This is a genomic window from Photorhabdus sp. RM323S, assembly GCF_042879375.1.
Lineage (GTDB): Bacteria > Pseudomonadota > Gammaproteobacteria > Enterobacterales > Enterobacteriaceae > Photorhabdus > Photorhabdus tasmaniensis.
This window is the reverse complement of the sequence record NZ_JBHFKZ010000007.1, coordinates 70252-93462: the sequence shown is the minus strand read 5'-3', so window position 1 is coordinate 93462 and position 23211 is coordinate 70252. Positions and strand designations below refer to the sequence as shown.

Genomic DNA, 23211 nt, shown 5'->3' with positions numbered 1-23211 from the left:
TTAATGTCCTCTTGCTATAGCTTGTTGTTGACGCCATTGTCCCCAACCTTCCATGACCGCAATCGTGGCGATATACAACACCGTCGCAACACCAAATGCTTCAAATGTTCTCAGTGTCTCAGTCTCCACCTGACGGGAAGCGTATGACAGTTCAGCTACACCAATCGCCATTGTCAGCGACGAGTTTTTCACAATATTCATGTACTGCCCCAATAATGGCGGCATTGCTATCTTCAACGCCTGCGGCAGTACGACATAACGCATTGCCTGCCAGCCGGTCAGCCCCAATGCATGAGCCGCATATTTCTGCCCACGCCCTACGCCCTGGATACCTGCCCGTAATTCTTCCGCGACAAATGGAGCTGAATAGAGGGTTAAACCGATAAATCCAGCCAGAAATTCAAATGAAGGCCATGCCAATGATAGGACTAACAGATTGATTTCATGAGGTGTATTCAGCCAGAACATCACCTCTTGCGGCAATATTTGCCCTGATGCAAAGTACCAGAAAAACAGTTGCACCAGCAGAGGCGTATTGCGAAACAAGGTGGTATAAGCCGTCACCGGCCAACGGAGAATTTTTAGTTGGCTGTCACGGGCAGCAGCCAGAACAAAACCCAGCAATGTGGAAGCCACAACGGTACAAGCAGATATCCATAGCGTAATCAGGAAACCCTGCCAAAGCCACGCCAGGTATTGGGGAGCAAGCAAGTGTTCTGTAACAAATAACTCAAACATATCTTACGATTACCAAACATTACCAATGATAAAACCCCGCAACACAAGGCGCTGGGCTGATTACCAAGGTTTGTCACTCATCAGGACTTGGCTTGCTGCTCCAAAGGCGCAAACTTAAAGTCACCTCGCGGCTGAGACGACTTGGTCTCCGGGCCAAACCAACGGTTATAAATTTTCTCTGCTTCACCCTCTTTTTCCAGTTTCAGCAGCGTTTGGTTCACCGCTTCAACCAAGCGTTCTTGCCCTTTTACCGCAGCCACAGCCTGATATTCACGGGTGATGCTGAAAGGAGAGATCTCAAACTCCGCTTTTTGTGCTGCCGGTACGTTAGCCAACAGACCAACCAGTTTAGCGTCATCCTGAGTGATTGCTTGTACATTGCCGTTACGCAGCGCAGCAAATGCCAGAGGCGTATCGTCATAAGAGATGACTTTTGCTGTCGGATAATGCTCACGCAGAGTGATTTCCTGTACTGTTCCCTTATCAGCACCGATACGTAAGTTTTTAATGTCATCCGGAGATTTCAGAACGCCTTTACGGGCAATAAATTTTTGCCCAGTGGCAAAATAAGGGATTGAAAAATCAACTTGTTTAGCACGCTCATCCGTTACCGTAAAGTTGGCGGCAATCAGATCAATTTTCTTTGATACCAACAGGGGTAAACGGTTTGCCGGGTTAGTCGGACGCAGTTCCAGTTTAACACCAAGGTCATTTGCAATCGCGTTTGCGATATCCACATCATAACCCGCCAGCTTTTTAGTTTGCGGGTCAATAAAACCAAACGGGGGATTACTGTCAAAAACAGCGATCCGCACTGTGCCGGCTTTTTTAATATCATCCAGTTTATCGGCCTTCGCAACACCAGTAACCAGTGCTAGCCCAGCCAGCAACGCCGTGACAAGAACGCGGGATTTCATTGAAAACTCCTGACGGTAATTAAATGTTTATTAATCGCCACAAGCTATCAATTTCACTATAGTGCAGGAAATAATATAAAAAACTATATTTATAACTATTAAGAATTATAAGGTAACACAATGCTGGCAAAAAAATGCCAGCATTGTCAGCGAGTTACTTGTTATCTTTAGTCAGCAACTTTTCCAATTCATCACCACCGACATGCCGAAAATCCTGTCCTTTGACATAGTAGAAAATGAATTCACAGATGTTTTGACAACGATCGCCAATTCGTTCAATAGAACGCGCACAGAGCAAGGCCGTCAGCACACTTGGAATGGTTCTGGGATCTTCCATCATATAAGTCATTAGTTGGCGGACAATGCCTTCATACTCTTTATCCACCTTTTTATCTTCGTGATAGATACGAATAGCTTCTTCCAGATCCATGCGAGCAAAAGCATCTAAAACATCATGCAGCATCTGAATGGTATGGCGGCCAAGCGATTCCAAACTCACCAACAGTGGCTGATGCTGATGTGAAAATTTCTCAAGTGCCGTCTGGCAAATTTTCTTTGCCACATCTCCGATTCTTTCCAGTTCAGCAATGGTTTTCGAGATTGACATAATCAGCCGCAGATCACTGGCCGTCGGCTGGCGCTTGGCAATAATGCGAACACATGCTTCATCAATAGCGACTTCCATCATATTGACTTTATGATCGTCCTCAATCACTTCATGCGCCAGTTCCGCATCCTGATTATGCATTGAGGTAATCGCTTTGGAGAGCTGTTCCTCCACCAGCCCGCCCATCACCATCAGTTCAGTACGGATATGCTCCAGTTCAGCATTAAACTGACCAGAAATATGTTTATTGAGATTCAGATTGTCCATGTTACGCCCCGTAATCAACCATAACGACCGGTAATATAGTCTTCAGTTTGTTTCATTTTTGGTGTGGTAAACAATGTGTCTGTGTCACTGAATTCAATCAATTCACCAAGGTACATAAACGCAGTATGATCTGAGCAACGCGCGGCCTGCTGCATATTGTGAGTCACAATCACCACAGTATATTCAGATTTCAATTCGCTGATCAGCTCCTCAATACGACCGGTAGAAATCGGGTCAAGTGCGGAGCAAGGCTCATCCAATAATAGAACGTCCGGACGGATCGCAATTCCGCGAGCAATACATAAACGCTGTTGCTGACCACCAGACAGACTGTATCCACTCTGATGCAATTTATCCCTGGTTTCATTCCACAATGCGGCTTTGGTCAAAGCCCACTGAACGCGTTCATCCATTTCTGCTCTTGAGAGTTTCTCAAACAGGCGGACACCAAAAGCAATATTGTCATAAATAGACATCGGGAATGGAGTCGGCTTCTGGAATACCATTCCCACTTTGGCACGCAGCAACGCCACATCCTGTTTGTCCGTCAGGATATTATTGCCATCCAGCAAAATTTCTCCTTCTGCCCGCTGCTCACCATACAATTCATACATTTTATTGAAAGTCCGTAACAGCGTAGACTTACCACAGCCAGACGGACCGATAAAAGCCGTTACTTTATTCTTTGCAATATTCAACGTAATGTTTTTCAGCGCGTGAAATTTGCCGTAATAAAAGTTCAGATCACGTACCTGAATTTTACTGCCAGCGATATCATTAGCCATGTTCATTTACTTCTCTCTGTTGAAAATATCAGTCAGTGCTTTTTCTTGGCAAACAGCACACGCGCTACAATGTTAATCAGCAATACACACAGGGTTATCAATAATACGCCTGCCCACGCCAGTTGCTGCCATTCGGAAAATGGACTCATCGCAAATTTAAAAATAGTGACCGGTAAGTTGGCAATTGGCTGACTCAAATCAGTACTCCAGAACTGATTCGAGAGAGAGGTGAACAGCAGCGGCGCTGTTTCCCCGGCAATTCGGGCAATTGCCAGCAATACACCGGTGATAATGCCGGATACTGAGGCTTTCAGCGTGATGGCCGAAATCATCTTCCATTTAGGCGTTCCCAAGGCATAGGCTGCTTCACGTAAGCTATCAGGAACCAGTTTCAACATGTTTTCAGTGGTCCTGATGACAATCGGCACTTGCAACAACGCTAAGGCAATCACCCCTGCCCAACCGGAAAAGTGCTGCATTTTCGTTACAACGACAGTGTAAACAAACAAGCCGACGACAATCGAAGGCGCTGACAGCAAGATATCGTTGATAAAGCGGATCACCTCTGCCAACCATGAACGGCGGCCATACTCGGCCAGATAGATACCCGCCATGATCCCCAACGGAGTACCGATAATCGTCGCCCATAAAATCAACAACCCACTACCAACAATGGCATTTGCCAAGCCACCACCTTCCGTATTCGGTGGCGGTGTCATTTCTGTGAACAACGCCAGCGACATACCATCAAGGCCTTTGGTGACTGTGGAGAACAAAATCCACACCAGCCAGAACAGACCAAACAACATGGTTGCCATTGATAACAGCAGAGCGAGGCGGTTTTTCTGACGGCGCCATGCCTGCTTACGGCTGCGTGCATTTGCATCAATAGGCTTTTGCCCATCCATTGTTGCCATATCAACGCCCCTCATTCTTCGCCAGACGCATTATCATTAATTTTGACAACGCCAGCACAATAAAGGTGATCACAAACAGAACCAGGCCAAGCTCCATCAATGCTGAGGTATGTAAGCCAGATTCAGCTTCAGCGAATTCGTTTGCCAGCGCAGAAGTAATACTGTTGCCCGGCATAAACAATGAGAAACTGTCGAGCTGGTAAGTATTACCGATGATAAAAGTCACTGCCATCGTCTCCCCCAGCGCACGGCCAAGGCCCAGCATGACACCACCAATCACGCCATTGCGGGTGTAAGGCAATACAATGTGCCAGATAACTTCCCAGGTAGTACAACCGATACCATAAGCGGATTCTTTCATCATGACCGGTGTTTGTTCGAACACATCACGTATAACCGAGGCGATATAAGGGATAATCATGATAGCGAGAATGACACCAGCCGCCAGAATGCCGATACCAAAGGCCGGACCGGAGAACAGTTCACCCACAATTGGCATACCGGAAAGGATATTGCCGACCGGCTGCTGAAAATAGGTGGCAAACAGAGGTGAAAAAACAAATAACCCCCACATACCATAAACAATACTTGGAATTGCGGCCAGCAACTCAATTGCTACCCCAAGCGGACGTTTCAACCAGTTAGGCGCCAGTTCCGTCAGAAACAGTGCAATCCCGAAACTGACAGGCACCGCAATGATCAAAGCAATCAACGAAGTGACCAACGTACCGTAAATAGGCACCAATGCACCAAATTGTTCTGCCGGGGCATCCCACTCTTTATGCCAGAGGAAAGAGATGCCGAACTGCTGGATACTGGGCCAGGAGGCGATAATCAACGAGATAATGATGCCTCCCAGCAAAAACAAAGTCATCAGCGCAGCTAGCCGAACCAGTGCACTGAAAATAATATCGCCGTTTTTACTGGGTGCTTTTATTGCCGTTTTCTGTTCGGCCATAGAGCTTATTCTCATCCGGTTTAACTCCCCCTTAAACGGGGGAGAAATCAAAACTACAAATTTAATCGATACTTCAAACCGTTGCCATCAACACGATTTAGTACAGAACCTTGCCGTTGCTATCCTTCACATGGGTTTTCCAGGCCGCACGAACTTGCTCAACCACTTCTTTTGGCAGGGTTGCATAATCCAGATCATTCGCTTGTTTACTGCCTTTCTCGTAAGCCCAGTCAAAGAATTTCAGTATTTCGGCCCCCTTGGCGGCGTCTTTTTGCTGTTTGTGAACCAGAATAAAGGTGGTGGAAGTAATCGGCCACGCGTTTTCACCTTGTTGGTGAGTCAAATCCTGAGCAAACGTTTTGTGCCATTCCGCGTTCTTTGCTGCGGCGCTGAAACTCTCTTCTGTCGGGCTGACAACATTGCCATCAGCAGAGACCAGTTTGGTATAAGCCAAATGATTCTGTTTAGCGTAGGCATATTCAACATAACCAATGGACCCCGTCAGGCGCTGAACGAATGCGGCAATGCCATCATTGCCTTTACCACCTAACCCAACAGGCCAACTTACCGTGGAACCTGCACCGACTTTTACTTTCCACTCGCTATTCACTTTAGAGAGATAACGGGTAAACACAAAAGAGGTGCCGGAGCCATCCGCACGACGTACCACTGCAATATCCTGCTCTGGCAGTTTTACCCCCGGATTTAATTTAGTAATCGCCGGATCATTCCACTTTTTCACTTTACCTAAATAAATATCACCCAACGTTTTACCATCCAGTGTTAATTCACCAGATTTAATTCCAGGAATATTCACCGCCAGTACGACTCCACCGATGACCGTCGGGAATTGAAACAAGCCATCAGCCGCTAATTTTTCATCGGATAAGGGCGCATCGGAAGCACCGAAATCAACGGTATTTGCCAGAATTTGTTTTACGCCACCGGAAGAACCGATGCCTTGATAATTGACTTTATTACCGGTCTCTTTTTGATAAGAATCTGCCCACTTGGCATACACCGGGGCGGGAAATGTCGCACCTGCCCCCGTCAAGCTGGAAGCAGCGAATACAGACAGGGTTGTCAAAGAAAATGTCGCTGCCATTATGCCGGCTACGGTGATACGCATTAGTTTCATAACCCCTCCTAATGGGATATTGAGAATCAACAAAGAAATGTGTTCGTCAGATTAAAAAAGGTGTAGAAGGGAAAATAGGTCAATTTAGTTACAGCAAAATGTCTTAATTATGACATTTTTATGACAGCACAATGCAAACTCAGCCTGATGCTGACATAAAACTGTCATTTCCACAGGCCTTGAAATTAAAGCCGGAGATTATCATCAGGCCATTAAAAATTATCTTCCACAACAGGAATACAGGCACGAATAGATAATCCCCCTCTTGGGCTGGTGCCAATTTCAATTTTCCCGTCATGAGCATCAATAATCCGCTGAACAATAGCCAAACCTAACCCCGTTCCACTGTTGCTGCGCGCTCTTTCGCCCCGAACAAATGGCTGAAATAACTGCGGCAAATCTTCCGGCTTAATTCCTGCGCCATCGTCTTCCACCTGAAACCAGGCAAATTCATGTGTCTGACCACTGCTGACTTTAATCCAGCCATTACCATAACGATTGGCATTGACCAGCATATTAGCCAATGCCCGTTTAATGGAAATCGGGTTCGCGTTAACGGTTATTGGGGGAAGAGACAGATTATTTTCAATATCCTGCTCGTAGCCATTCTCTGCGGAAATAACCTCTTTGAGAATAGAATTAAGCTCACAGAATTCCATTGGCATTTCCTGCCCGGTACGGAGATAATCAATAAATTGCGCAATAATGGCATTGCATTCTTCAATATCTTTATTGATAGATTCAGACAAATAAGCATCTTCCTTGCTCATCATTTCTGTTGCCAAGCGGATACGTGTCAGTGGAGTACGCAAATCATGACTTACCCCGGCAATTAATATCGTCCGATCACTTTCCAATAACTTTATTCCTGCGGACATTTGGTTAAATGCACGAATAGAAGCGCGAACTTCCAGCGACCCTGCCTCCCGCACCGTAGGCATCATAATACCTTTACCTGTCTGTCTGGCAGCATACTCCATTTCCAGCAAGGGCCGGTTCTGAAAACGGATATAAAGCCAGATACAGCCAAACGTCAGTAATAAAATTGCCAATGTATAACGGAAAATGGGTGAGAATTGATTTTGCTCGATCTCAGTCAGAGGAACCCTGACCCAAATATCGGGGGCCAAATAAGAATTAAGCCAAAGTATAGGGCTCTCTTTGTTTATCTCCAGACGCAGATCAGCTTTGCCACCAAGGTATTGACTCATCTTCTCACTCAGGAAATCATAATGCCTGGCCCAACGTAAACCTTGTATCTCCGCGTCAGACTCAGAATACAGCGTAATACCCAACTCCTGATAAATCTCCCGGCGCACTACCGGTGAGATCACCAGAAAAGATCCGTCCTCCAGCTTCAATCTTTCAGCCATTAAAGTACGAACTTCATACGCTAATACTTTATTAAACTGCTGCAAGCTTGGCATGATAACGAAATTCACAACGACCAGGTAACTGGTTACTAGACTGATAAACAGCATAGCCATGACCAAGAATAAAGTACGGGTAAAAGTGCTGCGAGGGGAAAATCGCAATCGCTTCATACACGGCTCCCATCAGGCACAAAAACATAGCCCAGCCCCCAGATGGTCTGGATATAGCGCGGGTGTGCAGGATCTTCTTCAATCACACGGCGCAGACGTGAAACCAAAACATCAATAGATCGCTTCATAGTGCTGTATTCCCGGCCGAGGGCTAAACCCATTAGCTTATTACGGGACAGCGGTACACCAGGATAAGAAACCAACACTTTTAATATGGCAAACTCACCACTGGTCAGTACTATATGTTCATCTCCCTGAAACATTTCCCGAGTACTCAGATTAAGACTGAACTTACCAAAATTAATAATTGCATCATCCTCAGCGGGTATGCCCAGTAATTTATTGGCCTGACGACGTAATACCGCCCGGATACGTGCCAATAACTCACGAGGATTAAATGGCTTAGGAATATAATCATCAGCGCCAATCTCCAACCCAACAATGCGGTCTACTTCTTCCCCTCTTGCCGTCACCATAATAATCGGCACCGGATTATTTTGTTTTCTCAGTCTTTGGCAAACAGAAAGCCCATCTTCTCCAGGTAACATTAAATCCAATACAATTAAGCTAACGGATTCCCGTGTCAATAAGCGGTCCATCTGCTCCGCATTAGCAGCACTACGTACCTGAAAACCTTGTTCTGTCAGATAACGCTCTAATAACGTTCGTAAACGCATGTCATCATCCACCACAAGGATTTTGTTACCTTCTTGCATTATTGAACTCCAAATAAATACTACATGCTTTGCTAAATTTATCATTATGAAGAAGATTAAACCAAAGATAGAAACCAGATATATATATTTTAAGATAATTTCTTATAGGACTTATTTTCATACGTTATTAATCTGAATGTTAATTCAATGGTAAGCCACTGACTGCCAAAACCCTATAACCTGCTGTTATTAATTGATTTTTTACGATAATTTCAGCACCAGCTGGTTTACTCATCAATATCCTGGCTACCGGCGAATTAACCGAAATCCACCAGCTAACTGCATCAAATTCATCAGACAGGCTAAACGAACAATGCTTTCCGCTTCATATCATCTTCCCATCAGATCCACGCGCCAGCATAAACCTTTCCTTCCTGACGAGGATCTGGATCGACCATTTTCAATACATCCCAATATTTGGACAAGAAACTACCCGGATAGGTTTCTCTTAATCTTTTCTTACCATAATAAACAATTTAGTTCGCTTTTTCTCCGATTGAACCCTCTGACCTGTTTTTCATTATTAGTAAAGCAGGAAGCGCGTCACATTTTCTGTCATGCAACCAATACAATTCTTCAACGCTGATACAAATAAATTTACCCAGACAACTGAATAGCTACTCACTTTTTCGCTGGCAGTGGCCAGAAGGAACGACGATGCCTTGATCACCCAAATGTAGCCAATGCGCTGACCTTACAAAATGGGAAAGATTTAGACTCACAATTTCGGAGCGAAAACTTTACTCTTTAGTGGTTAAAAGACACAAATATAATTTACACGCTATGTCACAGATGACAAATTATGGCTACTATCAGTAAATATGAAAAATAATACAGGGATCACCCAGCCAGAATAAAAACATGATTACTTTTATAATAAATCAAATTGTTATGTCATTTTTTTGCTTGACAATGAAAAGTCGACATAATCGCAATGACATAGAGTGTTCCTTTTCGTCTTCAAGGGTTACGATATGAAACAATTACAAAAAGTAATATCTCTTACTCCATATCAACAAGATATCTTTTTTGAAAATCAGCGCAACCCACAAAGCGCTCAATACACTTTGGCACAGATACGGTACCTTTCCGGGGATATTAATCTTGATAAGCTCGTTATAGCGGCAAATAATGTTCTTAATCAGGAAATCATCGGCAAAATACAAATTTTAGAAGAAAATGAGTTATTAACCCAGCGTATCAATCATTGTATGGCTGAGGTTAAAGTCGAGATAATCAACAGCGAATATTTACAATCACAATCTCAAACTGGTGAAGACTTTATTGCGGCATGGCCGGCTAAAGTATTCAGTTTAACCGGTGTTCCTCTGTTAGAAGTCGCCATTGTTACCCCGAACCAAGCTAATTATGTTGCCCTTTTGTTACGTACTCATCATATTGTTTGCGATGGCTGGGGGATGAATTTACTCAGCACAAAAATCCTCCAGCAATATCAAAGTTCAGAACCAGCCCCAGAATATGCCTTTAACACGCAAAAAGAGTATTTGGCGGCTATTACCCAATCGTTAGAACATCTAAAACACCCTTCCACGGTGAATGAAGTTTCTGCGCTGGCGAAAACTATCGAAGGGGTTGAACCCGTTTTATTTACCCGTCAGAAGTCAACCGGAAATACCCAATTTATAAAACAGCAGATGACATTAACCCGTTATCAGGTTGAAAGTGCACTAACTACTGGAATGTCCCCTCTTTTAGTTATGACCACAGCACTTGCTGTTTTATTAACACGGATACACAACAATTCTCATATCACTATCGGTATCCCGCTATTTAACCGTCAGGAAAGTAATATCAATACCATTGGTGAATGGGCCAATACGCTACCAATTTCCGTGACCGTTGACTCCGCGATGAGTTTGCGGGTATTAACCCAGCAAATTAAGCAAAAAATTAAATTTCTGAAACAATATGAACATGTTCCTCTGAGCCAACTGATAAAAACACACAATAGGGCCGGTAATATTTCCCGCCTGCTATTTGATGTTACAGTTTCCTATCTTCAATTACAGAAGATTCCTGCGTTCGAAAAGATTGAACACCATACAAATTCTTACGCCAATGGTCATGAAACAGATGTTTTAGCCATTCATATGATTACCAATGGTGACAACAATGATGTCGCCATCAATTTCCGGGGTGCCGCTGATGTTTTCAATACTGACTATTCATTTGAACAGTTTACCGCATCACTTTCCCAAATAATTTTACAAATCATCACAGCACCGGACAGTGGGATTTCACATATTGATATTTTTCCGACAGAGAAGGAGCAACAACTGCAATCCTTTGAACAAGGGCCAAATATCGCTTTCTCTGACAGAGAAACCATTTCTACCTTATTTGAAAAACAGGCTGCTTTATATCCTGAGGCAATTGCCATTAAATCGGCAAAACACGCTTCACAATCCTGGAACTATCAACAATTACAGGCTCATACCGATAATATCGCATCCATGCTGGTCGGGCATGGAGTGCAATCCGGGGATGTTGTTGCCGTTATGATGGAACGTAGCGAAGAAATGCTGGCTGCCATTTTTGCCACTCTGAAAGTGGGGGCAACTTACCTGCCCATTGATATTTCTTATCCTGCGGAAAGAATAGAGTATATTCTGCAAGACAGTGGTGTTTCTGTCATTCTGACAGAACGCTCAATAAATGGAACATTTGCTGAACACTATCAAGTGTTAAACAGCCGGGATGCATCTGATACCGTAACATTACCGTTACTTAACCGTTCTGACCCCAATTCATTGGCTTATATCATTTATACCTCAGGTTCCACCGGGTGGCCGAAAGGTGTGATGATTGAACACAGATCAGTTGTTAATCGGCTGGAATGGATGCAGGAAAAATATCCGTTAAATGAAACCGATGTTATTTTGCAAAAAACACCCATCTCGTTTGACGTTTCCATATGGGAACTATTCTGGTGGTCAATCACTGGCGCCTCTGTCGCTTTACTACCACCCGGGGCACAAAAAGATCCTTTAGAGATCATTAAAGCGATTAAAGAACATGATGTTACGACCGTGCACTTTGTTCCTTCGATGCTGTTTCCTTTCCTTAATACACTAGAAACGCAACCTGAGCTGATAACTCAAATTAGCAGTTTGCGCAGAATTTTCACCAGTGGCGAAGCATTATCCCCCGCTCGGGTAAATCAATTTAAGAGGATATTTACGCAGTTTGGCAAAAACATGCCGTTATTAGTTAATCTGTACGGGCCAACCGAAGCAACAGTCGATGTCTCCTATTATGAGATCCCGACCAGTTCGACGGACGAGATTACCCGGGTGCCAATTGGTTATCCTATCAATAATACCGCACTGCGTATTATGTCGCTTCACAACACCCGGCAGCCGATTGGTGTAGCAGGGGAATTACAAATTGGTGGCGTGGGCCTGGCGCGTGGATATCTTAACAAGCCTGAATTAACTGATGAGAAGTTTATCCGTGACATATCCGGTTTAACAACAGAGCGTTGGTACCGCACTGGGGACCTGACCAGATGGTTGCCTGATGGTAGTATCGAATATCTTGGACGTATTGACAATCAGGTGAAAATCCGTGGAAACAGGATCGAACTGGGCGAAATCCAGAATACGCTGGAGAGAATGTCGGGCATTACCCGTGCAGAAGTCCTGCCTGAGCATAATGAACAATGTGGCACCTATCTCTGCGCCTATTATGTCGCCAGTAAAAATTATACCGCTGATACGCTACGTGACCGCCTGTTAGACTCCTTACCTGAATTTATGGTACCCACAAAATTTATTGCTGTACCCTTTATACCCCTGACACCGAATGGTAAGGCGGATCGCAATGCGCTGAGTCAGCTAACGCAGGATAAAGTTCTTGCAACGGCACATAGGCCCTCAACCGAACTTGAAAAAACCCTGGTTAAAATATGGCAAAGCGTTCTGAACATCAGCAATATTGGTATCAAGGATAGTTTCTACTCTATCGGTGGTGATTCAATCCTGATGCTGAAAATCCGTTCCGAAGCTGAAAAAGCCGGCATCAAAGTCACTCTGTCACAGTTGACGCAATATCTGACAATTTCTGCGTTGAGCCAACAGGTTGAACTCTCACAACCTATCACAGACACGTTGGATCTGTTGCCATTTGCCCTGATTGATGAAGCAGAAAAGGCCAGATTATCTGGTTTTGCAGATGCTTATCCGGCGACACAGCTGCAATTGGGTTTGATCTATCATAGCCAGCAGGCCAATGATTCAGCAAAGTACAAAGATGTTTTCCGCTATACCCTTCAAGCCAAGTGGGAACCCAATCACTTCAGGAAAAGTGCAGTGGTATTAATTCAAAGGCACCCAGCCCTACGTTCACACTTTAATCTGGCTGACTTTAAAGAACCCCTGCAAATCGTGAATGAATCTATCAATATTGATTCAGCCGTTACAATTACTGATCTCAGTGAAATTGATATTATCCGCGCTGAATATCAAATTATCCAATATATGCATCAGCAGACGCACCATCATTATCTCTTCGATCAGGCACCACTATTTAACATCAGATTATTTAAAACAGCAGAAGCGCTTGAACTGATTCTGAGTTTTCACCATGCAATCCTGGATGGCAACAGTGTAGCTAACTTAATACGCGAATTACTGCATCACTACATTGATAATGATGGAAAGGGTATTACTGATATCCGTCTGCCGTCACCCGCATTATCTGTACAGAATGAGCTACTATCGTTGACATCTGTAGAGGACAAAATCTATTGGCAGAATGAACTTTCCGGATTATCCCGAACACAGGTCACAGGCTATAGGCTCTATGATGTTCCATCTGATGAAGTTTTAATATCGAAATCAGTATCAATACCCGATGATATAGAAGAACGGCTAAAAGACTGGGTACAACAACAACGTGTATCAACTAAATCCGTATTTTTCGCTGCACATTGCGCCACAATTGCCTTATTTGCCGAACAGGATGAAATTGTAACGGGCTTAATCACTCATAGCCGGCCTGAGGTACAGAACTCAGAATATTTATTGGGGTTATTCCTTAATACATTACCGGTTCGTTTTTCAGCAACAGGTAAAACCTGGATAGAGTGTGTCAATGACGTCTTTATCACAGAGCAACGTCATTCACCACATAGAAAATACCCTCTGAATGCTATCCAGCAAGCTGCGGGTGATGGAGCAAAAATCAGTACCGCTTTTAACTATGTCTATTTCCATGCGTTAGCAGCAGTCTTTAATTCTCCCGATTTGCGTTTGATTTCATTCATTCCCTGGGAAGAAACCAATTTTGAAATCCTGGTTAACGTTATGACAGATTTTGCTACCGGCCGTAACGTATTACGCTGTGACTTTGATGGTACGGTGTTCTCATCGGTTCAGGCTGATATGTTTATTGATGCTTACTTAACTATTCTCAGAAATATTGTCAGCCGGAGTGACGAAAAAGCCTCACTTAGCACAATACCCAAAATATCCACTCATGCTATTACTCCTTCTTCAACTTTCACATCGGTTATTGATGCAATCAATTGGGCTGTCAGCCAGTATAAGTCGGCAATCGCGCTGAAATATGGCAATGAAAAATGGCGATTTGATGAACTTTGGCATAAATCGGCACTGATCGCTGATGCTTTAGTAAAATGGGGCGTTCGCGCAGAAACGCCAATAGGAATTGCTCTGAAGCGTTCCCCGGAATTGATTGCAACCTTGATCGGTGTATTACGTGCAGGGGGAATCTGTTTTCCGCTGGATTTAAGTTATCCAGCCCAACGCGTTGAAGCAATGATTGGACAGGTAAAACCATTGCTCATTATTACCAATAGAGCACAGCAGCCCGCCAGCCCCCAACCTCCCGCCACTCCATTAATTGATGTGAATGAACTGCTTCAAGGACCAGACTCATTAATACAACCTACTGCCGCTACTATTGCTCCTGAGCAGATAGCCTATTTACTCTTCACTTCCGGCTCTACCGGTATACCAAAAGGCGTTGCCATGCCGCATCGAAGTCTGGCTAATTTAGTGAAATGGCAAAACTCAACAGCCAGTGGAATCAGGGCATCATCGACACTGCAATATGCACCACTGAGTTTTGATGTTTCGTTCCAGGAAATTTTCTCCACATTGGCTTCAGGCGGAACATTACATCTTATCAGCGATGAGCAGCGCAAAGATCCGGCTAACCTGCTCCGATTGCTTCATCAGCACCAAATCGAGCGCATTTATCTGCCCTATGTTGCCCTGCAACAATTGGCAGAAACAGCGGATACATTGAATATTTACCCTGAAAAGCTAAAAGTGGTGATTTCATCAGGAGAGCAGTTACGCGTTACGGATGAAATCAGGAAGTTCATTGGCAAGCTCGAAGATGGGCTCCTTGAAAACCAGTACGGACCAACGGAAACACACGTTATTACCTCATTTACCATGAGCGGCAATACTGAAACCTTCCCGGCATTGCCGCCTATCGGAACCGCGATTAACAATGCTAACGTATTGATCCTGGATGATAAACTACAGGAAGTTTTTCCTGGAGTACGTGGTGAGATTTATGTCAGTGGCCCCTTATTAGCCTTGGGATATTACAATCAACCGGAACTGAGCGCTGAACGTTTTATCACACTCACAAACTCTCCGGGGAAATGGTATCGTACCGGCGATCTGGGCATCAAATTGAATAATGGCGTGATATTGTGCCTGGGACGCAAAGACTCCCAAGTTAAAGTACGTGGTTACCGGGTCGAGCTGGCAGAAGTGGAACTCGCTATTGCCAGTACACCAGGTACAGATCAATTCATCAAAGACATCGCTGTTGTTATTCAGCAACATAACACCAATGACCGTTTCCTGGTGGCATTTCTGGTGGGAGAAAAGAGTGACAATATAGTTGATAAGGTATCTGAGCATCTGCTTGCCACTCTACCGCAATATATGATCCCCAGCCATATCGAATGGTTGGATTCCCTGCCTAAAACACCGAGTGGCAAAAGGGATGACCGTCAATTAAGCCAAACCGTTATCACCCGGCACCATACCGACAGTCATGATGGGAAACCTAACGATAGCTATGAACGTACATTATGCGAACTGGCCGCCGATTTATTAAAGATCCCATCGATTTCTGTACATCAGAATCTGTTTGATATGGGAGGAACCTCTCTGACAGCCATGCGTTTGGTGGTGCTGGTTGAAAAACATTTTGGCGTCAATATTCCGCTATCGGTATTTGTCAGTGATCCAACAATTGCTCAGTTGGCGCTGCGGGTTCGCCACAGTGATGCACAAGCGCACTTTAGCCCACTGGTGCCGATGCGTACCACCGGTAAACGCCGCCCGCTATTCTTCGTCCATCCCATGGGCGGTAACGTTCTGTCTTATCTGCGTTTAGTGAAACACTTGCCGGCTGACCAGCCATTTTATGCATTGCAGGCTCATGGTGTTGACGCGGGATCAACACCTCTCGCCACGGTACAACAACAGGCAGCTAACTATATTCAAACTATCCGGCAAATACAGCCACAAGGGCCTTATTCACTGGGCGGCTGGTCATATGGCGGCTTTGTCGCTTTTGAAATGGCCCGGCAACTGAAAGAGTCAGGCGAGAAAATAGCTGACCTCTTTGTGCTGGATACGATGACACTGAATGCACAATCACGGTGGAAAACAGATGATGACGCCTTGCTGAATTGGTTCTTCTGGGAACTGCTATGGCTTAACCAAGGAGCGAGTTTACCTGAACAGATTGTTCCTAAACACATAACTACCTTGCAAGAACGTTTTGAATATATCACCGAACACGCCATCGTTACCGGAGCCATTCCACAAGCGAGTTCAAGAGCTGTGGTGCAGCGACTGTTTGAAGTCTACAAGACTAACTGGCAGGCTGCGGCGGATTATTCAACGCATAATATTGCCAATGTTGATATGACATTGTTGCATGCGACCCGGCCTTTACCCAACATATTACGTTCGATGCATGACGCTGTTTGCAGTGAATATCGTGATCCCAAAAATGGCTGGGGCAATAAGACTACAGGTAAGCTAAATGTCATTGATGTCCCTGGCGATCATCTGGAAATAATGGAAGAGCCCTACGTTGCCGAGGTAGCAAAAGTAATTTTGAATGAAATGCGTATCTCCTCCTCTCTAACCACAACATCAATTAAGAGCATAAAATGAACAAACCATTGAAAGTCATTATTATAGGTGCAGGGATTGGTGGATTGACAACCGCAGTCGCTCTGCAACACATCGGTTGCACCGTCGAGATCTACGAACAAGCACCAGAGCTGAGAACCAGTGGTTCTGGGTTATCCGTGATGTCTAATGCTTTAGCTGCGCTTGGCACCTTGGGTATCAATCTTAATTTGGAGCACTTCGGTGCTCCCGTCAAAACCTTTGAAATACGTACCGCTGGTGATCGTTTATTAAGACGACTACCTCTGACAGAGGTTTCCGCAGAAAATGGCGCTGCCAGCGTATGTATCTCACGTAAGGCATTACAACAGGCACTATTGCAACAGTTACCTGATATTGAAGTCAAAACGTCTGCTAAGGTGATTGCAGTTAATCAATCTGCCACTGGTGTGTTTGTAAAGTTTGCTGATGACCGTGAAGCCCAGGGAGACATACTCATCGGTGCCGATGGCATTTACTCTACCGTACGGAATCTAATTCATGGCTCGGAACCTACCCGCCCTGCTGATTATATTTGCTGGCTGGCTATCACTCGTTACCGGCACCCGCAAATTACGCCAGGTTATATCGTGCATTATTGGGGAGCCGGTAAACGGATTGGTTTAATTGACATTGGCGGGGGAGAAGTCTATTGGTGGGGAACGTCCAATATGAAAGACAAACAAGCTCGAACATGGCAAGGTTCCAACCAAGACGTTGCCGATTTCTACCAGGGCTGGCCAAATATTGTCTCAGATATCATCTTAAAAACGCCTTCGACAGACATTATCGCCGTTCCCGCTCAGGATCGCCCTTTTTCTCCACATTGGGGAAAAGACCGCATCACATTATTAGGTGATGCCGCACACCCGATGCTGGCCAGCTTAGGGCAAGGTGCCGGAATGGCAATGGAGGATGCAGCCGTTCTGGCTCACGCTATCAGGCAGAAAGCTGATCCTATAGCTGCATTGCGCCTTTATGAAAAAACACGTATTCCAAGAACGGAAACGATGGTCAATGCCTCAAGATCGATGAGTGATATTGAGCAAGAGGATCGTTTTTTCCCTCGACTGAAACGAAATCTGGCCTTGCGCTTGGCACCTGAGTCCGCATTAAAACAGAATATTAAAAGTTCCCTGATATTTACCATGGATAGTTGAGACATTATAAAATGGCAATTCAATCTCCGTCACCGAATCCAGTGCATACCGGTTCAGACTACCATTGAGATGCCTATCGGATCATCGAGGAGAGCGTTCAGAATTCTGTGTCACATTAATTTAGCCGTAACACATTATCTAAACGCCCTTCAAAGTAAATATTAGAGTTGCGACAACGTTAGATTCCAGCTCTAGATTGGCATTGTCCATTTTTCCTGTGCATTGAAAAGCCCCAGATAAAGCAGTTTCATCAGATTTCATTCGGGAACGCCCCTTTGGTTTTTGTCAGTTTCCTGAACTGACGGTGTACAGCTTCTTATGCTTTAACTCAATTCCTTGCGTTGCCGGTAAATCTGCGGCGCTTCACTTATCTGGCAGCATTGCTGATAAAAGTTCCTCCATAAAGCTAACTGCCCTAACCGGGTTATCCTGCGCCACCAGTAGCGATATACTTAACCTCATTATTCCTGTCCGCTTGTGTTCATCCGTTGATATTTATGTTTTAACTCTCCGAACACTTCACCTGCTGCCAGACCTTCTCCACTTTCAATGCCGGCACTCACCGCTGCACGTAGCTTTGCTAGCTTCTGCGCCTTCCAACATGCGGTAACCCAGCCCGGGAACTTCACTGACATTGTTGTAACGTCCGCTGTTGATTTACTCACGAATAAACCCCTCGAAGTGAGGACTTAAAGCAACACTTAATGACCTGAACGAGTAGATAGTTAAAACTTTTAAAGCCCACTTATAAGAGTTGCCATAATTACTTATAATGATATTTATCAATACAACTCACTATATCTACAATATAAAATGAAGACTAAGCTTATAACCCGCGAAGGTTACAACAAACTAAAGGAAGAATTAGATTATCTATGGCGTGAAGAACGCCCGGAAGTCACTAAAAAAGTCACTTGGGCGGCAAGTCTCGGAGACAGGAGCGAAAACGCAGATTATCAATATAACAAGAAGAGACTACGGGAGATTGATCGAAGAGTCAGATACCTGACCAAGAGTCTGGAAGAATTACGGTGTGTTGATTACTCCCCTCAACAAGATGGGCGTGTATTCTTCGGTGCATGGGTAGAAATCGAAAATGATCAAGGGGAGATTAAACGTTTCCGTATTGTTGGGTACGATGAGATTTTTGGTCGCAAAGACTACATATCAATTGATTCTCCAATGGCCCGGGCTTTATTGAAAAAAGAGGCCGGAGACAGTGCAACCGTTCACACACCAATAGGAAAAGTCTTATGGTACGTAAATGAGATTGAATATATGAAATAGCCTATATACTGTTTCAACATGATATAATTAAACTTCAACTCTATTTAGGTTTGATAATATTCACGCATATAAATAAAAAATAAAATCACAAATACCGGATGTATTTTAAAGTTTACACAACCGAAATATAAAGAAATAAAAAATAATGTTTACCCCTTGATTTGAACAGGACTTATGTTAGAAATATAAGCGAACAATTATTTCAATGGAGAAAGATTAGATTCATAATAAATTTTACCAATATGTAACCCACTTGTTTATATTTCTTGGAAATATAACTTCTAATTATTTCAAATATAACTCTGTGCTGTACAGAGTAGAAATTTAATTTCATTTTTTTACTAAAATACTAGAAAAACAGAATTTTTAAGATATTTATCTAGAGGATGCGTTAAATGAAAATAGCAGGCATAGCAGGATCACTTCCATCACGGCTTGTTACAAATGAGGAAATTGTTAATTTAGTTGAGCAACATTCAAAAGAAACCTTTCAGGGAGATTTACCTAAGACATTAAAATCAATAGGAAAATTACTCAATAAAAGTGGTATAGAAACCCGATATTGGCTGGCAGAGGGTGAAAAGCCCATGCAACTCATGGAAGCAACGTTCGATCGCGCTTTAGCACAAGCTAATATAAACAAAGCAGAAATCGATCTGTTGATCTACCCCAGTGTCACTCGTGGCTTCACTGAGCCGGCCAATAGTACTTTTATTTCCAAAGCGCTGGGACTCAATTGCAGAAATTACGATGTCATAGACGCCTGTAACGGCTGGGTGACAGCAATGGATATTATCAATAGTAAAATGAAAGCAGGTGAAATACGCCATGCTGCTATTGTTAATATGGAGTTTGGTATGTCCGATGGTGGACCTATCTTCCCACAGAACTTTTCTTTGCATTCTTCATCAGAGCTGGCTTATAAATTTCCAAGTTTTACGATAGGTGAAGCAACAACTGTCACCATACTGAGTCATGAATCACCCGATAACTTCAAATTTTCTTATATCAATAGACCAGATTTAGGCGATCTATCTACCATTTCCTTACCTAATTGGGAACTGTTTTGTAACGATTCTGATGTTGAACGCATTTCACCTCTTGGGGGACAATGTCGGTTTAATTCATACGCAGCGCTACTACATGAATATGGCCGGGAAGGAACAATAGGGGTATTTAATAAGCACCAAGTTTCCAACAATGATATTCACAAAATCTTTATTCACACTGGTTCACCAAAAATGTGGCACGAATTTGGACAGTCAATCGATGTTGAGAACAAGATGCATCATGTTGGACATAAAACAGGTAACATTGTTACTGCATCTATTCCTTTTGGAATCATTGATGCTGTTCACCAAGGTCTGCTGGAGAAAGAGCAGTTCTGTATGGGATGGGCGGGAAGCGGTGGAATGGTTTTTGCTGCAATGTCGTTCAAATTTTAGTTCACAATTTTATTGAGTCAATCAAGGCAGGTAGCAGGGTACATACAATCAAAAATATATCACCAAAGCGAATTGATATTACTATCCCAGTTTGATATATATTGAAACATTAATATTATCACAATGGGCTAAAGCTGAGATATGCACCTGCGCTGCTAATGATAAAGAAACCGATCTGTCAGATTAAAGATACAATAAGTAAACTCCTATCCACATTGGCCTGGAGTGGATACTCATCTAGATAGAGCATCAATAAAGCCGGAAGACCGCAAAGTCTTCTGGCCTGAATTAATAAAAAAATCCAATTACTCTGAACTCATATTTCATTTTAAATTTCTTTAATTGAATTATCTCCATTAATCCTAAATAACCCAAATATCGCCAATCGCCTGGAGCCATACGCTATTCACGGCAGGGCGCGAGCATACTTTTTTAAAACCTATTGAATGAAGACTAATAGCATGATCTCATTAGCCTTATTTTCCTGCTAATCACTCACCAATGAACCTGATTGAACATTTATCCGTTGTGAAAGAAACCCGCTCTGATATCAATCGTCAGTACGAGCTGGTTGATGTTATTTTCCTTGTCGTCAGTGCCATTATGGCGGGAGCCGAAGGCTGGCAAGACATTGAAACTTATGGTCATGCCAAAATTAAGTGGCTGAAAGAATACCGCCCCTTTCTCCAGGGGATACCCTGCCGACATACGATGGCGAGAATACTGCGCACCATCGAGCTGGATTCATTACTGGAGGCCTTACTCAACTGGGTCAATGAACAACGTGAACAGGTCGGAAAACCGGTTATCGCCTTTGACGGAAAAGTCCTGCGACGGGCTTACCGGAATGAAAAGAAAAACGCCGTCCAACTGGTCACCGCGTATGATACTGAGCGCGGATTAGTGTTGAGCCAGAAAGCCACGACCACGAAAAACGGTGAAATCAGTATCGTCCGTCAAATGCTGGATATCCTCAACCTGAAAGGCAGCATTGTGACGCTTGATGCCCTGCATTGTCAGCGTGAAATCCTGCAAAAAATCAGTGAGAAGAAAGCCCACGTCGTGGTTCAGGTGAAGAAAAACCAACCCCGTCTGTGGGAAGCCGTGCAGTCTCAGTTTCAGCAGGTGTTTGATGCAGGAAAAGAAAAAATTATTACGGAAATCAAACAAGAAGCGCATGGCCGCCGGGAAGAACGTTATGTATTTCAACTCAAGCCCCAATTTCCCCCTGATATCGCGGAAAGATGGCCGACAATCCGCAGTATTATTGCCGTTGAACGGCACCGGACAGAAAATGGCAAGGGTACGGTGGATACGGCTGACTATATTAGTTCCCTCTCTCCCCGGCATAAATTATTGGGGCACTATATTCGCCAGCATTGGCGCATTGAGAATAGCCAACATTATATTCTTGATGTCGTTTTTAAAGAGGATGATCCACGTATTGTATTGGACGGAGCCATTGAAAATTTGGCGTTATTCCGGCGTATCATGTTGAACATGGTCAAACAATGTGATTGTGGTGCACCAAGCCAACGAAATAAACTCAAAAAAGCCGGCTGGAATGATGATTATCGTGCGCGAGTTTTCTTCGGGTGAAGAGTAATCAAAGTATGCTCGCGCCCTGCGGCCATCCCTGCGCGATCTGAATGATATAGTGAAAAGCGGCTAAAGAAGTCTCGCCTGATAGTCTGAATCGGTGCCAGACCATAGGACTGATACCCCGAAGGGCGACTTTCACGATATAAGTTTTCATGGCGAGCTACCTGAGAAAAATAGGCTTAATTGCTCATTCTATTGCCGACTGAACAGAGTGCCCCACACTTTTTTATGCTCTCGTTTTGATACGGTTAAAGACGGGCGTAGCATTGTTGCTTTACATTTCACATTTAAGGAAGACAACCAAATAAAAATGGATATTTAACAAAAATTATTAAAGAAAAATATAAGGTCAACATATTTATTTGGTTTTATATTTCTTTTTAAAAATAGTTCAGTGTGATATTTTAGTAATTTACATTATAAAATTTACTATAAATAACTAGGATGGTACTTTTATGTCACATGTAATTTATTTATCTCTGAGTGGTAAAAAACAAGGTTTAATCTCTGCTGGGTGTTCAACGCTTGATTCGATAGGAAACAGATACCAAAAAGGGCATGAAGATCAAATACAGGTACTTAGTTTGAATCATACGATGACAAGAGAACAAAATGTAAGTCATCACCCAATACAATTCATCAAACCTATAGACAAATCGTCTCCATTATTAGCTATGTCGATAGATTCAAACGAATCACTCGATGGTAGTTTTATTTTCTATAGAACCAGCCCAGCTGGGAGTTTAGAACTTTTTTATGAAGTAAAATTCACAGAAGCAACAATTTCTGATATTTCTTGTACTTACCCTAATTCTATTGATAGTAATGAACTTATTCCATATGAAAAAATATATCTCAAGTATAAATCCATTACATGGAGTCATATAACTGCTGGCACATCAGCATATAGCATATGGAATGATAGGGTTTTTTAA

The 23211-nt window shown here is 43.5% G+C and carries 17 protein-coding genes and 1 pseudogene; 6 read left to right on the top strand and 12 right to left on the bottom strand.

Translation table 11 applies throughout. The features are described 5' to 3' along the window. The 9 genes from ACGF7G_RS05515 to ompR all read right to left on the bottom strand — a co-directional run bounded on the left by ACGF7G_RS05515 (nt 1) and on the right by ompR (nt 8587). Nucleotides 1-738 carry an amino acid ABC transporter permease gene (locus ACGF7G_RS05515; RefSeq protein ID WP_387464063.1) on the bottom strand — a complete coding sequence of 246 codons (738 nt, stop codon included), beginning with the start codon at nt 736-738 and terminating at the stop codon, nt 1-3. A gap of 80 nt (nt 739-818) precedes the next feature. Further along, complete coding sequence (locus ACGF7G_RS05510; RefSeq protein WP_387464061.1) at nt 819-1655, bottom strand: ABC transporter substrate-binding protein; 837 nt, start codon at nt 1653-1655, stop codon at nt 819-821. Between the two features lie 154 nt (nt 1656-1809). Continuing rightward, on the bottom strand, nt 1810-2529 hold the full coding sequence (gene phoU, locus ACGF7G_RS05505; RefSeq protein ID WP_387464059.1) for a phosphate signaling complex protein PhoU: 720 nt from the start codon (nt 2527-2529) through the stop codon (nt 1810-1812). Nucleotides 2530-2543: 14 nt separating this feature from the next. Further along, nucleotides 2544-3314 carry a phosphate ABC transporter ATP-binding protein PstB gene (pstB, locus tag ACGF7G_RS05500; protein WP_387464088.1) on the bottom strand — a complete coding sequence of 257 codons (771 nt, stop codon included), beginning with the start codon at nt 3312-3314 and terminating at the stop codon, nt 2544-2546. A 32-nt stretch (nt 3315-3346) separates the two neighbouring features. After that, entirely contained in the window at nt 3347-4231 is an 885-nt protein-coding gene (gene pstA, locus ACGF7G_RS05495; RefSeq protein ID WP_387464057.1) for a phosphate ABC transporter permease PstA, read from the bottom strand. A gap of 1 nt (nt 4232) precedes the next feature. Then, nucleotides 4233-5189 (bottom strand): phosphate ABC transporter permease PstC, encoded by a 957-nt coding sequence (pstC, locus tag ACGF7G_RS05490; protein ID WP_387464087.1) that lies wholly within the window; start codon nt 5187-5189, stop codon nt 4233-4235. Nucleotides 5190-5286: 97 nt separating this feature from the next. Continuing rightward, a complete protein-coding gene (gene pstS / locus ACGF7G_RS05485) occupies nt 5287-6327 on the bottom strand; it encodes a phosphate ABC transporter substrate-binding protein PstS (RefSeq protein ID WP_387464055.1) in 1041 nt (346 codons plus the stop codon). 212 nt (nt 6328-6539) lie between these two features. Then, nucleotides 6540-7871, bottom strand: a complete 1332-nt coding sequence (envZ, locus tag ACGF7G_RS05480; RefSeq protein WP_387464054.1) for a two-component system sensor histidine kinase EnvZ — start codon at nt 7869-7871, stop codon at nt 6540-6542. Further along, the gene (ompR, locus tag ACGF7G_RS05475; protein ID WP_133814365.1) at nt 7868-8587 is read right to left on the bottom strand and encodes a two-component system response regulator OmpR; all 720 of its coding nucleotides are present in this window, start codon (nt 8585-8587) and stop codon (nt 7868-7870) included. Before ompR ends, envZ begins: the two co-directional genes overlap by 4 nt. A 974-nt stretch (nt 8588-9561) precedes the next feature. On the opposite strand from ompR, the gene ACGF7G_RS05470 reads away from it, so the two are divergent. Further along, nucleotides 9562-16785, top strand: a complete 7224-nt coding sequence (locus ACGF7G_RS05470; RefSeq protein ID WP_387464053.1) for an amino acid adenylation domain-containing protein — start codon at nt 9562-9564, stop codon at nt 16783-16785. Continuing rightward, nucleotides 16782-17942 carry an FAD-dependent monooxygenase gene (locus ACGF7G_RS05465; protein ID WP_387464051.1) on the top strand — a complete coding sequence of 387 codons (1161 nt, stop codon included), beginning with the start codon at nt 16782-16784 and terminating at the stop codon, nt 17940-17942. The genes ACGF7G_RS05470 and ACGF7G_RS05465 overlap by 4 nt, the downstream gene beginning before the upstream one ends. Before the next feature lie 115 nt (nt 17943-18057). Here the strand turns inward: ACGF7G_RS05465 and ACGF7G_RS05460 are convergent. Further along, nucleotides 18058-18258 (bottom strand): annotated as a pseudogene (locus ACGF7G_RS05460) (IS256 family transposase); the annotation flags it as partial. Nucleotides 18259-18403: 145 nt separating this feature from the next. Beyond that, a complete protein-coding gene (locus ACGF7G_RS05455) occupies nt 18404-18577 on the bottom strand; it encodes a hypothetical protein (RefSeq protein WP_387464050.1) in 174 nt (57 codons plus the stop codon). Between the two features lie 178 nt (nt 18578-18755). Here ACGF7G_RS05455 and greB point away from each other — a divergent pair, with 178 nt between their 5' ends. The 3 genes from greB (at nt 18756) to ACGF7G_RS05440 (ending at nt 22273) form a co-directional block, all read left to right on the top strand. Continuing rightward, complete coding sequence (gene greB / locus ACGF7G_RS05450; RefSeq protein WP_387464049.1) at nt 18756-19229, top strand: transcription elongation factor GreB; 474 nt, start codon at nt 18756-18758, stop codon at nt 19227-19229. 395 nt (nt 19230-19624) lie between these two features. Then, on the top strand, nt 19625-20674 hold the full coding sequence (locus ACGF7G_RS05445) for a 3-oxoacyl-[acyl-carrier-protein] synthase III C-terminal domain-containing protein (RefSeq protein WP_387464047.1): 1050 nt from the start codon (nt 19625-19627) through the stop codon (nt 20672-20674). Nucleotides 20675-21175: 501 nt separating this feature from the next. After that, a complete protein-coding gene (locus tag ACGF7G_RS05440; RefSeq protein WP_387464045.1) occupies nt 21176-22273 on the top strand; it encodes an ISAs1 family transposase in 1098 nt (365 codons plus the stop codon). A 7-nt stretch (nt 22274-22280) separates the two neighbouring features. Here ACGF7G_RS05440 and ACGF7G_RS05435 read toward each other — a convergent pair whose 3' ends face one another. Continuing rightward, nucleotides 22281-22430 carry a hypothetical protein gene (locus tag ACGF7G_RS05435; RefSeq protein WP_387464043.1) on the bottom strand — a complete coding sequence of 50 codons (150 nt, stop codon included), beginning with the start codon at nt 22428-22430 and terminating at the stop codon, nt 22281-22283. A 301-nt stretch (nt 22431-22731) separates the two neighbouring features. Between ACGF7G_RS05435 and ACGF7G_RS05430 the strand changes: the two genes are divergently transcribed. Next, complete coding sequence (locus ACGF7G_RS05430; RefSeq protein ID WP_387464041.1) at nt 22732-23211, top strand: Hcp family type VI secretion system effector; 480 nt, start codon at nt 22732-22734, stop codon at nt 23209-23211.